This is a genomic window from Enterobacter sp. 01-M-02-SI-ECC, assembly GCF_047530595.1.
Classification (GTDB): Bacteria; Pseudomonadota; Gammaproteobacteria; order Enterobacterales; family Enterobacteriaceae; genus Enterobacter; species Enterobacter cloacae_M.
This window is the reverse complement of record NZ_JBLKCZ010000008.1, coordinates 50,760-69,456: the sequence shown is the minus strand read 5'-3', so window position 1 is coordinate 69,456 and position 18,697 is coordinate 50,760. Positions and strand designations below refer to the sequence as shown.

Sequence of the window (18,697 nt, the reverse complement as noted above, 5' to 3'; positions counted from 1 at the left end):
CCCTTCACTCAGTGTTATTTCCCGAGCCTGACACTTTTCAGACGCAACGCATTCACAATGACGCTGACGGAGGAAAGAGCCATGGCCGCCGCCGCAATAACTGGCGACAGCAGTATTCCATACACAGGATAAAGCAGACCTGCAGCCACAGGCACGCCAAGTGCGTTGTAGATAAATGCAAAAAACAGATTCTGACGGATATTTTTCATGGTGATCTCTGACAGATGACGGGCCCTGTTCAGTATCATCAAGTCGCCTTTGAGAAGGGTGACTCCGGCACTTTCAATTGCCACATCTGTACCCGTTCCCATGGCTATACCCACGTCAGCCGCTGCCAGCGCCGGGGCATCATTCACACCGTCTCCGGCCATCGCAACCACATGGCCAGACGCTTTCAGTCGGGTTATCACTGCTTTTTTGCCATCCGGCAGAATTCCGGCTTCAACCTCATCTATTCCCAGTTTCCGTGCGACTGCTTCAGCAGTAAGCTGGTTATCCCCGGTGAGCATAACAATGCGGATCCCCGCCTGACGCAAAGCTTTAAGCGCATCCGGCGTGGTTGTTTTCACGGGATCCGAGATAGCTATCAGGCCTGCAAGGTCCCCGTCTGTGGCCACATAGATAACGGTAGCGCCTTCCATCCGCAACGTATCCGCAACGGCCTTTTGATTATCAATAACGATACTGTTTTCCTGCATAGCCAGTTCATTACCAATAACAACCCGTTGACCTTCGACATCGCCTGAGACACCTTTACCCGACGGTGCATCGAAATGAGTGACTGCGGGTATTGCGATCCCCTTTTCCTGTGCTGCTTTAACTACTGCCATACCCAGCGGATGCTGCGAGCCTTTTTCCACTGCGGCTGTTACACGCAAAAGAGATGTTTCCCCACCCGGATTGAGACTGATAATCCCTGTCACCGTAGGCGAACCTTCCGTGAGCGTGCCTGTTTTGTCGACAACCAGCGTGTCCACTTTTTCAAGACGCTCAAGGGCTTCGGCATTCCTGATTAACACCCCGGCCTGGGCTCCTTTGCCCACCCCCACCATTATCGACATCGGCGTGGCCAGCCCCAGCGCGCAGGGACAGGCAATAATCAGGACCGACACAGCCGCAATGAGACCGTGCGCCATCCTGGGCTCGGGCCCCCAGACAGACCAGATCACGAAAGCAACAACCGCGATAAGTATCACCAGAGGAACAAACCAGCCTGAAACGCTGTCAGCCATTCTCTGGATGGGGGCACGCGAACGCTGTGCATCAGCGACCATCTGAACAATTCGTGAGAGCATTGTTTCATCACCGACTTTCTCTGCACGGATGATGAGACTCCCTGTCTGATTAATGGTCCCCCCGATGACAGGGTCACCCTCCGTTTTGGTAACCGGCATAGATTCCCCGGTCACCATCGATTCATCAACGGTTGTTTTGCCTTCGATCACAATACCGTCGACCGGAATACTCTCTCCAGGTCTGATGCGGAGCTTATCGCCAGGCAGAACATCTTCCGCATTAATATCCGTTTCATGACCGTCATGATCCAGCCGCCTGGCGGTTTTGGGGGCAAGATTCAGTAGTGCAGTAATGGCACCTGAGGTTTGTTCCCGTGCCCGCAGCTCAAGAACCTGTCCCAGCAGAACAAGCACCGTAATAACTGCTGCGGCTTCAAAATAAACGGCCACCAGGCCATCCATGTTTCTGAACGATGCAGGAAACCAGGAGGGGAAGACGGTTGCAATGACGCTGTACACCCAGGCTACGCCGGTGCCCATTGCAACAAGGGTAAACATATTCAGGGAGCGGTTACGTAACGACATTCCGGCCCGGGCGAAGAATGGCCAGCCACACCACAACACGACAGGAGAGGCCAGAAGCAGCTGCAGCCATGTGTTGTACTGTGGCGGTACTGTATTCCTCAAGGCGGGAAACAGATGAGATCCCATTTCGAGTACCAGAACCGGAAACGCCAGCAACAACCCCAGCCAGAAGCGTCTTGTCATGTCGCGAAGTTCATCACTTGGCCCCGTGGATGCCGTAGCTACGAGCGGCTCCAGTGCCATTCCACAGACAGGACAGCTTCCGGGACCACTGCGGCGTATCTCCGGGTGCATCGGACATGTCCACACACCTTCAGAATTCTCTTTCTCCGCCTGGTGGTGAGGCTGTTTTATCTGATCAGGGCTGACTTCGTGATGATCGTGGTGATGGTGATGGTGATGGGAATGTTCACTGGCATCTTCGGTAAGATAACGATCGGGATGGGCTTTAAATTTACTCTCACAGCTGGCGGAGCAGAAATAAAGTTGATGGTCCTGGTATCGAATGCTGCTGTGCGCCCTGTCGGGCAGGATGGCCATCCCGCACACGGGATCTCTCACCTTATGCAATACGTGGCTCTCGTCCGGGGATAATGTCTGCTCAGAAGCAGTCTGGTTGTTGTGTTGCACTGCATTGTCATTTTTCACAGTAACTCTCCTTATGCATACCGAAGCATCTTCTGTCTTCAGGGTATGTCATGGATGCGATTACCACGAATGCCGCCGGCATAAGAGTGCCTGCTGCCGGCGTCCCGTTATCAGCCGTTCCGCTGACTATTCGATTCGCTGGAAGACTTTTTTACTTCCATCCGGTGAGAATGCGATAACATCGTAAGCCTCTTTTCGGGCTCCCATCTCCATTCCAGGACTTCCTGCTGGCATACCGGGGGTGGCGAGACCGTATATACCTGAACCAGACTGCATTGCCTTATGTATCGTTGTCGCAGGCACATGGCCTTCAATGATCAAATTACCGGCAACCGCGGTATGACAACTTCGCAGTCCTGCAGGAATAGCATGCTTTTCTTTCAGGGCTGACAGCGCCTGATCATTCATGACGTGAGTTCGTACTTCAAACCCGTCTTTTTCCATCGCTTTGCCCCACAGGGAACAACAGCCACAGTTTTCAGATTTGTACATATCAATCACTTTTTCACTCGCCATCGCGGGCAGTGAAAGGCCGAGAGCCAGCGCCATCAGAACCACTTTTTTCATACTCACCTCTGTATATTATCGATTTAAACCCTGACGTCAGGGTGAATCAGTAAAGAAGGACACCCACAGGGGGTGCCCTTTCAGGTTCAGGACACGCTTTTTTTATGTCTGCGCAGCCAGATTAATTTGTAGGCGGCAGGAATAATGAACAGGGACAGCAGCGGAGCCGTGATCATCCCACCAATCATGGGTGCCGCGATACGGCTCATGACTTCTGAACCTGCACCGGTTCCCCAGAGTATTGGCAGCAGACCCGCAATGATCACCGCCACGGTCATGGCTTTCGGCCGGACACGCAGTACGGCACCATGATAGAGGGCTTCATCAAGGCCTTCCGGTGTGAACGTCTCTTTACGGGACAATTCCGGGTGCGCTTCAATGGCATGACGCAGATACATCAGCATGACCACGCCAAACTCTGCTGCCACCCCGGCCAGGGCGATAAATCCGGTTCCGGTCGCCACAGACATATGGAAGCCCTGCCAGTACAGGAACCATATCCCGCCAATCAACGCAAACGGCAGACTCATCAGAATCAGCAGGGCTTCGTCAACACGGCGAAATGCCAGATATAACAGGATGAAAATGATCATCACCGTCATCGGTACCATCAGTTTTAATTTCTTGTTGGCGTGCTCGAGTAATTCAAACTGTCCTGAGAATGCCACACTGGTCCCCGGTCTCAGTTTCACTTTCTCGCTGATGACCGTCTTAATATCGTTAACCACTGACACCATGTCCCTGCCGCGGGCATCAACATAAATCCAGCTGGCTGGCCGGGCATTTTCGGTTTTCAGCATGGTTGGTCCGGAAACGACTTTAATATCGGCAACATCGCCCAGTGTGATCTGCTGCTTCATCGGGGTCAGGATCGGCATCTGTTTCAGCGCCTGCGGACTGTTGCGGTAATCCTGTGGGTAACGAATGTTAATAGGGTACCGGGCCACGCCTTCCACCGTTTCCCCTACCGTCGCACCGCCGATGGCTGATGAGACGAACAGCTGGACATCACCTACTGTCATCCCGTACCGGGAAGCTTTTTCCCGGTTAATGTCCACATCAATGTAACGTCCACCTTCCAGTCGCTCAGCCAGGACAGACACCACACCCGGTACCGTTTTGGTTACCGCCTCGATACTCTGCGCCGTCGCGTCGATATCCGACAGAACAGTCCCGGACACTTTGATACCTATCGGGCTTTTGATCCCGGTTGAGAGCATATCAATACGGTTACGGATTGGCGGCACCCAGAGGTTTGCCAGCCCCGGTAAACGGACGGTCCTGTCGAGTTCTTCAATAATCTTGTCAATCGTCATGCCTGGACGCCACTGATCCTCAGGTTTGAGCTGGATCGTGGTTTCAACCATTTCGAGCGGTGCGGAATCCGTGGCGGTCTCTGCTTTACCGGTCTTGCCAAATACAGAGGCCACTTCAGGAACGCTTTTGATTAACTTGTCCGTCGTCTGCAGGAGCGCTGCAGCTTCAGCCGGAGAGACACCCGGCAGGGTCGACGGCATATACAACAGGTCGCCCTCGTTAATCTTCGGCAGAAACTCACCGCCCACCTGGCTCAGCGGCCAGATAACGGTGAAAATGGACAAGGCCGCAACCAGCAGGGTTGTTTTTGGCCAGTGGAGAACCCGCAACAGCAATGGATGATACGCTTTGATCAGTACCCGGTTCAGGGGGTTACTGGTCTCTGCAGGAATTTTCCCCCGGATCCAGAATCCCATCAGAATCGGAATGACGATGATGGCCAGCGCGGCCGCGCCCGCCATGGAGTACGTTTTCGTGAATGCCAGCGGGCCAAACAGGCGTCCTTCCTGACCTTCCAGGGTAAAGATAGGAATAAAGGACAGGGTGATGATCAGCAGGCTGATAAACAGTGCGGGTCCCACTTCAACGGAGGCATCGGTAATCACCTTCCAGCGGGTGGCGTTGTCAATCTGCTCACCCGGATGCTGATGATCCCACTCCTCAAGCCGCTTATGCGCATTCTCAATCATCACAATGGCGGCATCCACCATCGCACCGACGGCAATCGCTATCCCTCCCAGCGACATGATATTGGCGTTCAGTCCCTGGAAGTGCATGACGATAAAGGCGATACACAGACCAAGCGGCAGAGAGATAATCGCCACCAGGGCAGAACGTACGTGCCACAGGAACAGGGCACAGACGATGGCCACCACGATAAACTCTTCCAGAAGTTTGGAACTGAGGTTATCAATCGCCCGGTCGATGAGCTGGCTGCGATCGTAGGTGGTCACGATTTCAACGCCTTCCGGCAGGCTGGCCTTCAGCGTCTCAAGTTTATCCCTCACTGCCGTGATAACGTCGCGTGCATTTTTACCCGACCGCAGGATCACCACGCCGCCAGCGACTTCGCCCTGGCCGTTCAGCTCGGCAATACCACGCCGCATTTCAGGCCCGGTCTGCACGCGGGCAACATCCCGCAGATAAACCGGCACGCCGTTCTCGCCTGTTTTCAGGACGATGTTATTAAAATCATCAATGCTCTGAAGATAACCGCTGGCACGGACCATATACTCAGCTTCGGCCATTTCAACGGATGAGCCACCGGCCTCCTGGTTAGACGATTCAAGGGCCTGTTTCACTTCGGGCAGGCTGATACCATACTGAGACAGTTTTACCGGATTGACCTGAATCTGGTACTGTTTCACCACGCCGCCAACCGAAGCGACCTCAGCCACGTTCGGGATGGTCTTCAGCTCAAATTTCAGGAACCAGTCCTGCAGAGAACGCAGTTCTGAAAGGTCGTGTTTTCCGCTGCGATCGACAAGGGCATATTCAAATATCCAGCCCACCCCCGTGGCGTCCGGACCGATTTCAGAACTCACACCGGCGGGCAGTTTTCCCTGTACCTGGTTCAGGTACTCCAGCACGCGGGAACGGGCCCAGTACAGATCGGTGCCGTCTTCAAAAATGACATACACATACGAATCACCGAACTGTGAAAAACCACGCACGGTTTTTGCGCCAGGCACGGACAGCATGGTGGTGGTAAGTGGATAGGTGACCTGGTTTTCTACAATCTGCGGGGCCTGGCCGGGATAGCTGGTTTTGATAATGACCTGCACATCTGACAGGTCAGGCAAGGCATCGACAGGCGTGTTAATAATCGTCCATGTGCCCCAGATGCTGAGAAACAGGGCCCCCATCATGACCAGGAAACGGTTGGCGACAGAGCGCCGGATAATCCATTCAATCATCGTCGTCTCCTCAGTGCCCTGAATGCATATTTACAGGCTGGTCAGACATTGCTGGCATACTGCTTTCTGTTTTTTCAGGGTGGCGCATACGTTCCAGTGCGCCCGTAATATTGGCTTCAGAGTCAATGAGGAACAGGCCACTGACCACCACGGTATCGCCTTCATTCAGGCCGGAGCCGATGCCGGACTGTTGCTGTGACTCATGCAGAACGTGGATCTGTTTCGGCACAAACTTGCCTTCATCATCAACAGTAATCACGCGCTGTTCTTTGCCGGTATCGATAACGGCCTGGCTTGGTATCAGCAGCATCTCCTGGCTCCTGGTATTCAGTTTCAGATAGGCATTCATGCCCGGCTTGAGAAACTCATCCTTATTAGAAACCTGGAGACGGACCTGAAGCGTACGGGTTGTCTGATCCACGCTGGGAAGAATGTTCCATTTTTCGACATGGAATGTTTTATCCGGATAAGCCGGTACCGAAATTTCAAACTGCGACGTATCTTTCAGCAGATAGGCGATAGATTCTGGCACTGCAGCGCTGATCCAGACCGGGTCCATTCCCTGAATCTGAGCCACCACCTTATCTTTCGAAATATTCATGCCGGTGCGCAGGTCAAATGCAGTAATGACGCCATCAATAGGTGCTTTAATGGTAAAACGGGTCTGGATGGTGCGGGTTGTACGCAGCCTTTGAATATCCTCTTCCGGCATACCAGCCAGACGAAGTCGCTCCAGAACCCCTTTTATCTGGGTTGGCGTACCGCCTGTACCGGATAACAGCAGGAACTCACTTTGTGCCTCAACCCATTCAGGAATGGTGATATCGATAAGCGGCGTGCCTTTCTTCACATGATCGCCAATCGTCAGGGGATACACTTTTTCGACGAAACCGTCAGAACGCGCCTGCACAATGACAAACTGATACTCGTTGTAACTGACATTAGCCGGGATTGTCTGAGAATAATTCAGCATTCCTCGCGTGACTTTTTGCGTTTTTAATCCCAGATTCTGAACCTGGGTTGGGTCGATACGGATCCCGCCACTGCTTTTATCGCCACTTTCATCAGCATATTTTGGCACCAGGTCCATATCCATAAAGGGCGATTTTCCGGGTTTATCAAATTTGGTATCCGGTTTCATCGGGTCATACCAGAAAAGTACCTTTTTCTCCGGTGCCTTTTGTTCTGTTTGTACTGTTTTTTGTGATGAGTTTACATACTGCCAGGCAGTAACCGATATCAGCCCTCCTGCTATGAGGCTGCTGATAATTATTGCAGCATATTTTATCTTTAAAGAAGCCATACAATTTCTCGCTGAAAAATCAAAACACCTGGCATATGCGCCCGATCATTCATTCACAGTAATCCCTTAATGAATGTTCAGGCGCACTGGATGTATTCGCTCCGGACTGTTAATCAGGATTGCGTCACGTTAATGCTTTTGAGTAAGGAGATATTGCCCTGCTGAATAAACGAGAAATCGACATGGTTGCCGGTTTTCAGGGCATTGATAGCGTCGTCTGCATTAACAAAAGTGAAGCGCATGGTCATTGCAGGCCAGCCCACCGCAGGGATTGCTTCGTGCGAAATGGTGATTTTTTTACTATTCATATCAATGTCTTTAACGACACCGGTGCCCTTGATAACCTGCTGTACCGAAGCATCACTGGCAGCATTCATATCGCCATGCTGATGTGTTTCAGCATGAAGACCGGCAGAGAACATGACAGAGAAGGCACCAAATAAAACGGCTTTAAGTGAATTACGCATTTTTAATTTCCTGATTAATTAAATAAATTTACTCTACCCAACCGCCACCCAGCGCGGTAAACAGATTAATTTCGTTAACCTGTCGGGAATAGGTAAGATCGAGAATGGTTTGCTGCGTAGCGAAGAGGGAACGTTCTGCATCCAGCACTTCGATGTAACTGACAGCACCACTTGCATACAATCCTCTGGCACGCTGGAGAGTTATCTGAAGTGAATCAAGATAACGCTGCTGTGACTCAAGTTGCTGGCTAAGGCTGTCGCGCAGCGCAAGCGTGTCGGAAACATCCTTAAAGGCTGACTGAATTTTTTGTTCGTAATTAACCACCGACTGTTGCTGGCGAATTTCAGCCAGCTTCAGATTGGCTTTATTCCTGCCAGCATTAAATATAGGAATTTCAATTTTAGGGATAAAATTCCACATTCCACTTCCTGACGTAAACAGGCTGGACAGCTCCGTACTGCTTGCGGAAAGACCACTGGTCAGGGTAATGGAGGGGAAAAAGGCCGCTCGCGCTGCGCCAATATTGGCATCAGCCGCTTTCAGCTGATATTCCGCTTCCATAATATCCGGTCGCTGCAGCAAAATTTGTGAAGACAGATTTGGTGGCAATTTTACTGGTGCTATCTCCCCGCCTTTCATCCCTTTTTCTGACGGAAGTGCGCGGTACGTTCCCAGCACCAGTTGCAGGGCATTGTTTGCCTGAGCCAGATCGCCTTCTCGTTTGGCTATTTCGGCGCGGGTACTTTCGATTTGTCCTCTCGCCTGTTCAAGCGCCAGAACGTTCGTACTCCCGGTCACGAGCTGCTGCTCAACGAAAGCATAGGACTGTTGATAATTTTTCAGCGTTTCCCGCGCAATACGGAGTTGTTCGTACGCCAGTTGCTGGCTGAAATAGCTTTGTGAAACGTTGGATACCAGCAGGATGTGTACGGCCCGACGGGCTTCTTCGCTGGCAAAGTAGTTCTGGCGATCAGCGTCACTCATGTTCTTAAGTTTGCCGAAAAAATCGAGCTCATAGCTGAGTTCCAGACCCGCGTCGTACTCCTGTGTGGTCGGCTTGTCGCCTTTCAGGCCACCGCTGTATGTGATCCCGGATGAGGCATTCAACTGGGGATAACGATCTGCATCCGTGACGTTGAACTGGGCCCGGGCCTCTTCAACCTTCAGGGCAGCCATTCTCAAATCACGGTTATTATTCAGGGCTTCAGTAATCAGCCGTGTAACCTGGGGATCGACAAAAAAGTTACGCCAGCCCGTATCCTGATAACCATTCACTGCTGGCGTCAGGCTGTTTCGGGACAGTGAAAACTGCTGGGGTACCGGTGCTGCCGGGCGCTGATATTCAGGAGCCAGAGAGACACAACCGGCCAGGATGAATATCGTGCTAATGCTGAGTAATTTTAATTTGAACATAACGCTTCTCGTCCAGGCAGACCTGGTAAATGGTTCAAATGAAGTCCAGAGTATTGATAGGGGTACTTTACCGAACGCTCTCTGTTTGGCGGGTGACAGGATAATGACAATGTTGTCATTTTTGCTGTAATCCGTTGATAACGATCGTGGGCGCAATAGAATGACCTTAGCAGCCAGCCGGGGAGCAAGATGAAAATATTGATCGTCGAAGACGAAATTAAAACAGGTGAATATCTCAGCAAAGGGCTTACAGAGGCAGGGTTCGTAGTGGATCACGCTGATAATGGTCTTACCGGATATCATCTCGCCATGACAGCCGAGTATGATTTAGTCATTCTGGACATCATGCTGCCTGATGTGAACGGCTGGGATATCATCCGCATGCTGCGCACTGCCGGAAAGGGTATGCCGGTCTTACTGCTGACGGCCCTCGGCACGATCGAACACAGGGTCAAAGGACTGGAACTGGGTGCGGACGATTATCTGGTTAAACCCTTTGCGTTTGCCGAACTGCTGGCCCGGGTGAGAACCCTTCTGAGGCGGGGAAACACGATGATCACGGAAAGCCAGTTGAAGGTGGCTGATCTCTCGATGGATCTCGTATCCAGAAAAGTCAGTCGCGCCGGAAACCGCATTGTGCTCACCAGTAAAGAGTTCAGCCTGCTGGAATTTTTCATTCGGCATCAGGGCGAGGTTCTTCCCCGCTCCCTGATTGCCTCTCAGGTCTGGGACATGAATTTTGACAGCGACACTAACGCGATTGATGTCGCCGTAAAGCGACTCCGCGCTAAAATAGACAACGATTACGGGACAAAGCTGATCCAGACTGTCCGGGGCGTGGGCTATATGCTGGAGGCCCCGGATGCATAGCAAACCTTCCAGGCGCCCTTTCTCACTCGCCCTGCGGCTGACCTTTTTTATCAGCCTGTCCACGATACTGGCTTTTATCGCCTTCACCTGGTTTATGCTGCATTCTGTTGAAAATCATTTTGCCGAGCAGGATGTCAGCGATCTTCAACAAATCAGCACTACCCTGAACCGTATACTGCAGTCCCCGGTGGATCCGGATGAAAAAAAAGTAAGCAAAATAAAGGAGTCGATTGCCAGCTACCGCAACGTTGCCCTTTTGCTCCTCAATCCCAGGGGGGAAGTGCTCTTTAGTTCAGCGCAGGGGGCGGCACTACGCCCGGCCGTGAATTCCGCAGATTTTAGCGAGCACAGCCGCGCACGGGATGTCTTTCTCTGGACGGTGGAGGATCCTGCGAGACCGATGGATACCGGGTCTGAAATGAAGATGGAAACATACCGGATTATCGCCTCCTCTGGCCAGGCGATATTTCAGGGCAAACAGCAGAACTATGTCATGCTGACTGGCCTCTCCATTAATTTCCATCTCCATTACCTCGATGCGCTGAAAAAAAATCTGATTGCGATCGCCGTCGTGATAAGCCTGCTGATTGTTCTGATCATTCGCATCGCTGTCCGTCAGGGGCACCTGCCCCTTCGTAATGTCAGCAATGCCATTAAAAACATCACCTCCGAGAATCTTGATGCGCGGCTGGAACCGACACGCGTTCCCATTGAGCTGGAGCAGCTGGTTATCTCGTTCAATCATATGATTGGAAAGATTGAGGATGTCTTTACCCGCCAGGCCAATTTCTCTGCCGATATCGCGCACGAGATCAGAACGCCCATCACCAATCTGGTGACGCAGACTGAAATCGCACTGAGTCAGGATCGAACCCAGAAGGAACTTGAGGATGTCCTCTACTCCAGTCTTGAAGAGTATAACCGGATGACCAAAATGGTCAGCGACATGCTGTTTCTGGCGCAGGCGGACAATAATCAGCTGATACCTGACAGGGTCCGGTTTGACCTCAGAGCAGAAGTCATGAAAGTCTTCGAGTTTTTCGAAGCCTGGGCCGAAGAACGCAATATCACGCTCAAATTTAACGGAATGCCCTGCCTGGTTGAGGGAGATCCACAAATGTTCAGAAGAGCGATCAATAATCTGTTATCCAATGCCCTGCGTTATACCCCGGAGGGACAGGCCATCACCGTCTCAATAAGAGAGCAGGAGAGTTTTTTTGACCTTGTGATTGAAAATCCGGGGAAACCAATCCCTGAAGAACATTTATTAAGGCTTTTTGACCGTTTTTATCGGGTGGATCCGTCCAGACAACGAAAAGGAGAAGGCAGCGGCATCGGCCTTGCGATTGTAAAGTCAATCGTGGAAGCACATCACGGAAGAGTGCGGGTGGAATCGGACGTACGCTCCACGCGTTTTATCTTATCCGTGCCCAGACTGGAGAAAATGATCCCGGAAATCCAATGCTGAGAATAAAGATTTAAATGACAAAGATGTCATTAGCCTGTCATGCAGCAAACAGAAGCCATTCGATATAATTAGTGCAACTTATCAGGAAGGCTGGATTGCTTCATCAATACCCGGCGTCAGAGTACGCCAGGAAATGAATATCCAGCCTTCTCCCGGAGAAATAAACGCTGCCGAACCTGTTTCAGTTATGGAACTGAAAACACCGGTTGTACTTCCCCGGACATCACTAATTCAGAAATGGAGAGTTATCATGAAAAATATCGTATTAGCATCTTTGCTGGGCTTTGGTTTAATTACATCGTCCTGGGCCACTGAAACCGTGAATATCCATGATCGCGTCAACAATGCACAGGCTCCTGCTCACCAGATGCAGTCTGCTGCGGCTCCTGTCGGGATCCAGGGGACTGCTCCTCGTATGACCGGTATGGACCAGCATGAACAGGCCATTATTGCTCATGAAACCATGACGAACGGCTCGGCGGATGCGCACCAGAAAATGGTGGAAAGTCATCAGAAGATGATGGGAAATAACACAGTATCCACGACCGTCCCGTCAACATCTTACACGGCGATGAATGAGCATGAAAGAGCAGCGGTTGCCCATGAATTCATGAATAACGGGCAATCCGGCCCACATCAGGCCATGGCCGAAGCGCACCGCCGCATGATCAATGCAGGCTGAATGCGACTGTAGTATCCGTGCTTTTACCCTTTCCTTGATAGATTATTCCTTAACCGGATATGTTGTGAGATTTTTGCCCCCGTCAGGGGGCTTTTTTATCTGACTCAGCTACAATTAACCGGTACCTACCTGAAAAGGATTTATTAAATGAAAATCAAAAACACCCTTTTTGTAATATTAATGTTATCCCTGCCAGCCATTTCTGCTGAACATTCGGAAATGAAAATGTCAGATATGCACTCATCGGCATCGTCACAGGAATATATGGCTGGCATGAAAGACATGCATGACAAAATGATGGCCGCCGTTAATGAGCCCGATCCCGATAAGGCCTTTGCAAAAGGTATGATCGCACACCATGAAGGAGCAATAGCAATGGCTGAGACCGAACTTAAATACGGAAAAGATCCCGAAATGAGAAAGCTTGCGCAGGACATCATTAAAGCTCAGAAAGGTGAAATCGAGCAGATGAATAAATGGCTTGGCAGTCAAAAATAAAGATTGCAAAAACGCCATAATAAGCGTAATTTTAATTCACTCCCGGGCACGGGAGCCTGTTAAACGTTAAATAATTAAAACCCGATTAATTTCGGGTTTTTTATATACTATACTCCGGTCCTTTGCTGTGGACCGGAATATATGCAGCAGCGATAATTTTTACACATTATCTCGTCATGGCAACAATATCGCTCAGGATCTCAACCAGCTCAATCCTTTCCTGCATTCCGTCATGATAGGTTGATCTTGAGATGATTCTTTCCGCTGTCATCCGGGGCCAGAATTTATCAAGCACATTATCGGGCTTCATTCCCACCGCCCGGCCAATTATTTTTTTAGCATCACAGGTGTCCGTAAACGTGACGGCTACACCGGTCATTTCTTCGATCAGATCCGGGCAGAGATAGTTCTCTATTTCACGTTTACGCGTGGCGAAGAATACCTTACCGGCATCCTCCACTTCTCTTTTACGTTTCTGAATGGACATAACCTGTGCAGGGTCTCCCCCAATATCGGAGTCCAGAAAAACGCACCAGGGAAGCCCCAGATCGTTGGCCAGATTCAATGTAACCCAGTGTTTGACGCTGCCACACCCTCCTATGAGGACTGGCACTATTTTCACGTCCTCCAGAGAGGCTGGCAGCACACCTGACTGTTTTAATGAACTGGCCGCATGCCTCAGGAAAGTGACATCCGACTTTCCCTCTACCAGAACAATCCCCTGCGCCCTTTCCATACCGGTCTCTGGTAGCACCCCCAGGCTTTCAGTGGCTTCCTTCAGCACAGCGTCATCCGGCATTTTTACTACGGGTTCACCCGCCTCATTTCGGGTGACATAACGTACACCTTCGACAGGGATCAATCCGGCCAGCGCCGGGACATGGGTGGTGACGATAATCTGACGGTGCGGCTGGCCTGCCAGTGCCAGCAACGCTTTCATCAGCATCATCTGATAGTTTGGATGCTGTGACGTTTCAGGCTCTTCGATGGCATAAATCATGTTTCTGGGCGTCCCCGCGACATTCTTTTCAGCCTCAGCCCGGAAAAAATTCAACAGGATAAGCCTCCTTATCCCGCTGCCGCGCTTATTGATGGGGATGCCATTTTCCCCGTCCAGGGTGAAATTGAAGGTCCACTTGGGTTTTTCCTTAAATCGTGGAGTCAGTTCACTGGCGAGTTCGGGGGCCATTTCACGTAATTTATCCAGCGTTCTCTGTGCGACATCCAGTACGCTGTCCTGGATCTCATTTTCCAGCGCTGTAATTTTGTCCTGCAGCGCCGCCTGAGCGTCTTTTACGGCCTGCTGTAAGGGGTTTTTAGCTTCTGAATCCCCGTCGCTGCTTTCCCTGTCGGCTTTGAAAATCGCATACGTGGGCAGCAAATCGAGGATCTTACCCCATAATGATTTTGTGTCGGTTCCAAACTCTTTATCGACATCCAGCAACATTTCCGAACAGGTATAGGGAGCGGCGGCTTCCCTGATGGCCTGACGCCATAACGATGCGGTGCGTTTATCCGCCACATTTTTTTCAACTTCTTTTCCCACCGCCTTGAGTTCGGAAATTTTCATGCCCAGTAAATTTCTCAGGGGCTCCTCATCCGGGTGGATGCAGCGGATGCAGGTCTGCTCCGGTTTTCCTGAGGTCGTTGCTTTAAACGTTTTGACGATTTCAAAATTGCCGTCTTCATTCAGCAGATGTTCTGAGGCGAGCGTGGTCTGCACCCTGTCGTCGATCATGATAAAATCGGGCAGATCATCGAATTCACAGGCTATTTCAAAACGGCCCTCCCCTTCTCTCAGGCTGAAACAGTTCATGTCATTCTTGTCAGCCTTCATTCCTTCTGTTTCAAAAAAAATAGCCAGCGCTTCCAGAAGCGTTGATTTCCCAAAGTCATTACGACCAACAATGCCCGTCATGCCTTCATCAATAATGATTTCAGTAGAGTTTCTGTAGCCTCTGAAGTTTTTCAGTTTTAATTTTTTGAGCCGCATATGAAGTCCTGTGTGTAAGAAAGCGTTTTGCTGCAACCTGAATACAAAATATATTTTCAAATGCCTGCCAGCATGCAGGGATAACCGTTATTGAGAATATCTTAACGACATTTCTGGATTATGATCTGGTCGCGCTTTGTGAACTTTACTGCTCCTCAAAACACCGGAAGCCAACTTGTGGTTCGATACATGGCTAAGTTAAAACTCCAGAATGATGGGTAATAATTTCAATGCTCATTATATTTTTTGGAACTGACTCATGGCTTTTATGACTTAAATGATAATAATACACATTCTTTGATATTAATTATGTCGTACGGACATTGATAAATTTAAAGGTAGATAGATTTTCATTTACGGATTATTTCCTAAATTCATCGATAATGTGATCGACATAAAATTTTCATTTAAGAGTGAAGAGATAATTTATGGTTGTCCGAAACAGCTCAAACTGGTGTATTTAACATAACAGAAGAAACGAAAGGCTTCATAGCAACCTGATACTTCAGGCCGCTAAGGGGTTAATATTGCTGCAGACAATTAGACCGGGAAGCGCATGGCGTCACCATTTCTCCCGCCTGGCTGGAAGTGAAGAATCATTGTGCAAAGCTCCGTATTCGGGCTTTGCATCTGACAATGGTTCCCTGGATGAAAGTACGATCTCCACTCCAAGGACGCTGAACACTCTAAACAAACGCTCAAAACCCACACTTGCAGGGTTGGCCTCCAGTCGGGCATAAGTTTGCTGTGTTACACCCAAACGTTCAGAAACATCTCTTTGCGTCAGTCCATTGGCTTTGCGAAAGCCGATTAAAACAGGACGCAACTGATTCAAGGTCTTCAAAGCGTATTGAGTGTTCATAAGTGATCTTCCGTATCGACGGGTTAACAAGCACAACGAATGGATTTACAGCAGATAAGCTGTAATACTCATTAACAGACTATAGGCTGTAATACGCCTCTTGCCAAGATTCGGCATCTTTCAAAAACAAGGCCGTGTTGAGTAAGCAGTACTGGTATCTAGCACCCCTGACCACTTTGCTTGAGAGTGACCCAGTGACATTTATCGTGATCGTAGGTCTTTTAGACGTTGTTGCTAACCGGCATCATACTCAGGTGGTAACCCCCAGGGATACTCGGGAAGTGATAATTTATTCCCGCCCTAATCAAAATATATAACCCTATCTTATTAGCTTTCTTAGTAGTTTATAAATGAAGTAAAAATTAGCGAAGAAGCTTTACATTAAAAAGTGAGCAAAAATTTTTACCATTGAACCGGCAAAATTTGCAATCTGCGGCTTTTAGCCTGAGAAAATCCACATTAACAGAATAATCATCAAGTCCAACAGAGGCATAACTTACGTCCTCGAATAAATCGGTAATAAATGAGTTGAAATTACAAAAATTAACCTCACTCAATATCCTGAACACCGCAGAAATATAACTACTATGCATTATCCTGACTTCAATAACCTTTAATAAACTAGAATGCGATTTACTTTTAAAGAGGTCAAAGAGAAAGTAAACCAGCTCATTTTTATTGTCAGAAATCCATTTTAAAATTTTATCCCTGGCACATGGCAATAAATACACTGGAGTTTTGAAAGGATTTGAAATGTCAACCACAAGGGAACAATAACCATGAGGATTTATTCCACTTATAATTAAGTCACTAAGTCCTTTCACTGCATTCAAATAGTTATCAAAACAAACCTCATATAAACTGGTACTATGAACTGCACATTTAGATTCAAACAACCATCTATGACGCAGATAACCAATGCCTTTAGAGTGTATATCTTCAACAATACATTTGTGACAGTAACGAATGTTTGAGATGTTTACCAATGGATATGAATTAGTTATGTGAAAATTTTTCCGACAGGCATCTTCAACAGCGTTAAAATACCCGTAAACACCAGAAGATAACGACACTATATTGGAAGTTAGTATATAACCATTTCTAGTGGCAAGAATGTCATATATATCCTGCAAGCTATGCAATTTGTACATATCAATCAGTTCGAAACGAGGAAAGGCATCGTACCTTAGTGCGCCATGCTTTGATATTATGTTCCTGCAATTGGATAAGTTATACATTATCTGTGAACGCAGAAGAAAACTGTGCCACAATTCATTTTCGTAAACCATATAACTCCCTCTTATTTAATTAGTTCCATTTTTCTGAGAAGTATCATTGTCATTGGTAGTTTATCTCTGTATTTCAAAAGCCAGCCATGCCCTCCCAGTAAAGCATCTAGACTTGTAAGTGACATCGAGTACTGCCCCTGAGATAAAACATCATTTATTAATGATGATGAGATAATATCTCTCTCGCTCCAGTCTACTCTTTTATTTTTATAGCATCGTATTGTTTTAGGAAGACAGGAATTAAGCCAGTCACATTCATGTTTATTTAGCCAATAGAAACTTGCATAACAACTTTCTTTGACTAACTTTCGTGTTATAGAAACGGATTGATTATGTATAAACCTTAATATTTTCTGCTTATGACGCCGTCTTAAAGAATCTTTTTTACATTTTTTACGCCATGAGCATAAACCGTAACAAGATGAAATTACAGAGGATACAGCTCCTTCCGATAATGAGTTTTTCTCAGCTATGGATGCCAGACTAAACCCCCTTACAGCCATAGACTTGATAAGCAATTCAGTGAATATATTAATTTTTGTGTTTCGCTTAAACGCCCTCAGGTATTTTTTATAAATAAGTGTTTTAATGTAACATCTGCTGCGACTAAATTCCTTCCCAAGGTTGCTAACACTAGTATTATTTTCAACTATATGAAAACTGTATTTCTTATGACTTTTAAAGATTTCTTTCTTTTTATTAGTACGACTTCCTGCATACGTTGGCCAGCAAGTATTTAACAAACAATAACAAAGCAAAAGATGCTTTGTGGGATGCTGACAACATTTGTCTTTGAGTATAGGCTCCCAGTAATGATAATCAGTTAGGGATGTTGGTATAAGTCCCGATGAACCCTCCCCAAATAACTGGCACTTAGCATAAACATGTGCGTAGAATACATTTTTCTTTAAATTTCCATCCAATGATAATAAATTCAACTTTTTAAGTACATCCATGTAATTGGGGTGTGTAATATCTTTTCTTCTGATTATATTTAGGGACTCATAACAAAACTTAGCAAAATCGAAGTCTATCTCATTGCTAAGTTGTTCTGTATACGAAACAGGAGGCATCAGTCCAATACGTATGTGCGGTGAAGAAGGGACATGGATGCTTTCAAGCGCTACCGGATGCCGATGGCAGGTTGTAACCCCATGAAGCTGATGCGCCAGATGCCAATAAGTAACACCATAATGAAAAGTATCTTCACGAGCGCAAACCGGGCAAAACTTCAATAGTGTGCGCTGCCCTAGTGAAAAATTACTAAGGCGGCACAATCGATTAAGCCTGGCAGGGGTCGTGTTGAAATCCATAATTTCATTACGACTGATTGGTAGTGCCCAGGCAAAAAGAGGGAGTAAAGTCTGTTCATGCCAGAGCTGATCTGCACTTTCGGATGTATGAAGAGAAATAGCCTTTAATCCTGAATTGAGAATTGGATGGACGTTCATATCAGGTTTGTTGAAAATGATCGTTAACAGAGAAGATGGGGACATACCGTACACGGTAGTTGTCCGACAAAACCGGCTGAACAAGGATTCATCAGGCAAAACAGGCAACATTCTCATTTCCCACACCTCTCT

14 protein-coding genes are annotated in these 18,697 nt (G+C 48.3%); 4 read left to right on the top strand and 10 right to left on the bottom strand.

Features of this window, described 5'->3' with window-relative positions; all coding sequences use genetic code 11:
* Nucleotides 1–14: 14 nt before the first annotated feature.
* From silP to silC, 6 genes are all read right to left on the bottom strand, one after another.
* Nucleotides 15–2,468 (bottom strand): Ag(+)-translocating P-type ATPase SilP, encoded by a 2,454-nt coding sequence (gene silP / locus ACMWLG_RS12690; RefSeq protein WP_326999309.1) that lies wholly within the window; start codon nt 2,466–2,468, stop codon nt 15–17.
* A 126-nt stretch (nt 2,469–2,594) separates the two neighbouring features.
* Nucleotides 2,595–3,035 carry a DUF411 domain-containing protein gene (locus ACMWLG_RS12685; RefSeq protein WP_000758228.1) on the bottom strand — a complete coding sequence of 147 codons (441 nt, stop codon included), beginning with the start codon at nt 3,033–3,035 and terminating at the stop codon, nt 2,595–2,597.
* A gap of 86 nt (nt 3,036–3,121) precedes the next feature.
* A complete protein-coding gene (gene silA, locus ACMWLG_RS12680) occupies nt 3,122–6,268 on the bottom strand; it encodes a Cu(+)/Ag(+) efflux RND transporter permease subunit SilA (RefSeq protein ID WP_044865875.1) in 3,147 nt (1,048 codons plus the stop codon).
* Between the two features lie 10 nt (nt 6,269–6,278).
* Nucleotides 6,279–7,571, bottom strand: coding sequence for a Cu(+)/Ag(+) efflux RND transporter periplasmic adaptor subunit SilB (silB, locus tag ACMWLG_RS12675; RefSeq protein ID WP_013087116.1), 1,293 nt, complete (start codon nt 7,569–7,571; stop codon nt 6,279–6,281).
* Between the two features lie 113 nt (nt 7,572–7,684).
* The gene (gene cusF, locus ACMWLG_RS12670) at nt 7,685–8,038 is read right to left on the bottom strand and encodes a cation efflux system protein CusF (protein WP_001246153.1); all 354 of its coding nucleotides are present in this window, start codon (nt 8,036–8,038) and stop codon (nt 7,685–7,687) included.
* A 28-nt stretch (nt 8,039–8,066) separates the two neighbouring features.
* Nucleotides 8,067–9,452, bottom strand: a complete 1,386-nt coding sequence (silC, locus tag ACMWLG_RS12665) for a Cu(+)/Ag(+) efflux RND transporter outer membrane channel SilC (protein ID WP_023331517.1) — start codon at nt 9,450–9,452, stop codon at nt 8,067–8,069.
* 189 nt (nt 9,453–9,641) lie between these two features.
* Here silC and silR point away from each other — a divergent pair, with 189 nt between their 5' ends.
* From silR to ACMWLG_RS12645, 4 genes are all read left to right on the top strand, one after another.
* Complete coding sequence (gene silR / locus ACMWLG_RS12660; RefSeq protein ID WP_023331518.1) at nt 9,642–10,322, top strand: copper/silver response regulator transcription factor SilR; 681 nt, start codon at nt 9,642–9,644, stop codon at nt 10,320–10,322.
* The gene (silS, locus tag ACMWLG_RS12655) at nt 10,315–11,790 is read left to right on the top strand and encodes a copper/silver sensor histidine kinase SilS (RefSeq protein ID WP_023331519.1); all 1,476 of its coding nucleotides are present in this window, start codon (nt 10,315–10,317) and stop codon (nt 11,788–11,790) included. The genes silR and silS overlap by 8 nt, the downstream gene beginning before the upstream one ends.
* A gap of 250 nt (nt 11,791–12,040) precedes the next feature.
* Nucleotides 12,041–12,472, top strand: coding sequence for a silver-binding protein SilE (silE, locus tag ACMWLG_RS12650; protein ID WP_023165800.1), 432 nt, complete (start codon nt 12,041–12,043; stop codon nt 12,470–12,472).
* 147 nt (nt 12,473–12,619) lie between these two features.
* Nucleotides 12,620–12,970: a DUF305 domain-containing protein gene (locus ACMWLG_RS12645; protein ID WP_008786877.1), complete on the top strand. Its 351-nt coding sequence runs from the start codon at nt 12,620–12,622 to the stop codon at nt 12,968–12,970.
* 166 nt (nt 12,971–13,136) lie between these two features.
* On the opposite strand, the gene ACMWLG_RS12640 is transcribed toward ACMWLG_RS12645, so the two are convergent.
* The 4 genes from ACMWLG_RS12640 to ACMWLG_RS12625 all read right to left on the bottom strand — a co-directional run bounded on the left by ACMWLG_RS12640 (nt 13,137) and on the right by ACMWLG_RS12625 (nt 18,682).
* Nucleotides 13,137–14,963 (bottom strand): AAA family ATPase, encoded by a 1,827-nt coding sequence (locus tag ACMWLG_RS12640; RefSeq protein WP_023331520.1) that lies wholly within the window; start codon nt 14,961–14,963, stop codon nt 13,137–13,139.
* 562 nt (nt 14,964–15,525) lie between these two features.
* A complete protein-coding gene (locus tag ACMWLG_RS12635; protein WP_001097217.1) occupies nt 15,526–15,825 on the bottom strand; it encodes a helix-turn-helix domain-containing protein in 300 nt (99 codons plus the stop codon).
* 362 nt (nt 15,826–16,187) lie between these two features.
* A complete protein-coding gene (locus ACMWLG_RS12630) occupies nt 16,188–17,114 on the bottom strand; it encodes a hypothetical protein (protein ID WP_414762990.1) in 927 nt (308 codons plus the stop codon).
* Between the two features lie 11 nt (nt 17,115–17,125).
* Nucleotides 17,126–18,682 (bottom strand): TnsD family Tn7-like transposition protein, encoded by a 1,557-nt coding sequence (locus ACMWLG_RS12625; RefSeq protein WP_001324699.1) that lies wholly within the window; start codon nt 18,680–18,682, stop codon nt 17,126–17,128.
* Nucleotides 18,683–18,697: the final 15 nt, after the last annotated feature.

Coding starts and splice junctions, on each gene's coding strand:
- cusF (WP_001246153.1), bottom strand. CDS start 8,038: ATGCGTAATTCACTTAAAGCCGTTTTATTTGGTGCCTTCTCTGTCATG.
- ACMWLG_RS12630 (WP_414762990.1), bottom strand. CDS start 17,114: ATGGTTTACGAAAATGAATTGTGGCACAGTTTTCTTCTGCGTTCACAG.
- silR (WP_023331518.1), top strand. CDS start 9,642: ATGAAAATATTGATCGTCGAAGACGAAATTAAAACAGGTGAATATCTC.
- ACMWLG_RS12635 (WP_001097217.1), bottom strand. CDS start 15,825: ATGAACACTCAATACGCTTTGAAGACCTTGAATCAGTTGCGTCCTGTT.
- silS (WP_023331519.1), top strand. CDS start 10,315: ATGCATAGCAAACCTTCCAGGCGCCCTTTCTCACTCGCCCTGCGGCTG.
- silE (WP_023165800.1), top strand. CDS start 12,041: ATGAAAAATATCGTATTAGCATCTTTGCTGGGCTTTGGTTTAATTACA.
- ACMWLG_RS12645 (WP_008786877.1), top strand. CDS start 12,620: ATGAAAATCAAAAACACCCTTTTTGTAATATTAATGTTATCCCTGCCA.
- silA (WP_044865875.1), bottom strand. CDS start 6,268: ATGATTGAATGGATTATCCGGCGCTCTGTCGCCAACCGTTTCCTGGTC.
- ACMWLG_RS12625 (WP_001324699.1), bottom strand. CDS start 18,682: ATGAGAATGTTGCCTGTTTTGCCTGATGAATCCTTGTTCAGCCGGTTT.
- silB (WP_013087116.1), bottom strand. CDS start 7,571: ATGGCTTCTTTAAAGATAAAATATGCTGCAATAATTATCAGCAGCCTC.
- ACMWLG_RS12640 (WP_023331520.1), bottom strand. CDS start 14,963: ATGCGGCTCAAAAAATTAAAACTGAAAAACTTCAGAGGCTACAGAAAC.
- ACMWLG_RS12685 (WP_000758228.1), bottom strand. CDS start 3,035: ATGAAAAAAGTGGTTCTGATGGCGCTGGCTCTCGGCCTTTCACTGCCC.
- silC (WP_023331517.1), bottom strand. CDS start 9,452: ATGTTCAAATTAAAATTACTCAGCATTAGCACGATATTCATCCTGGCC.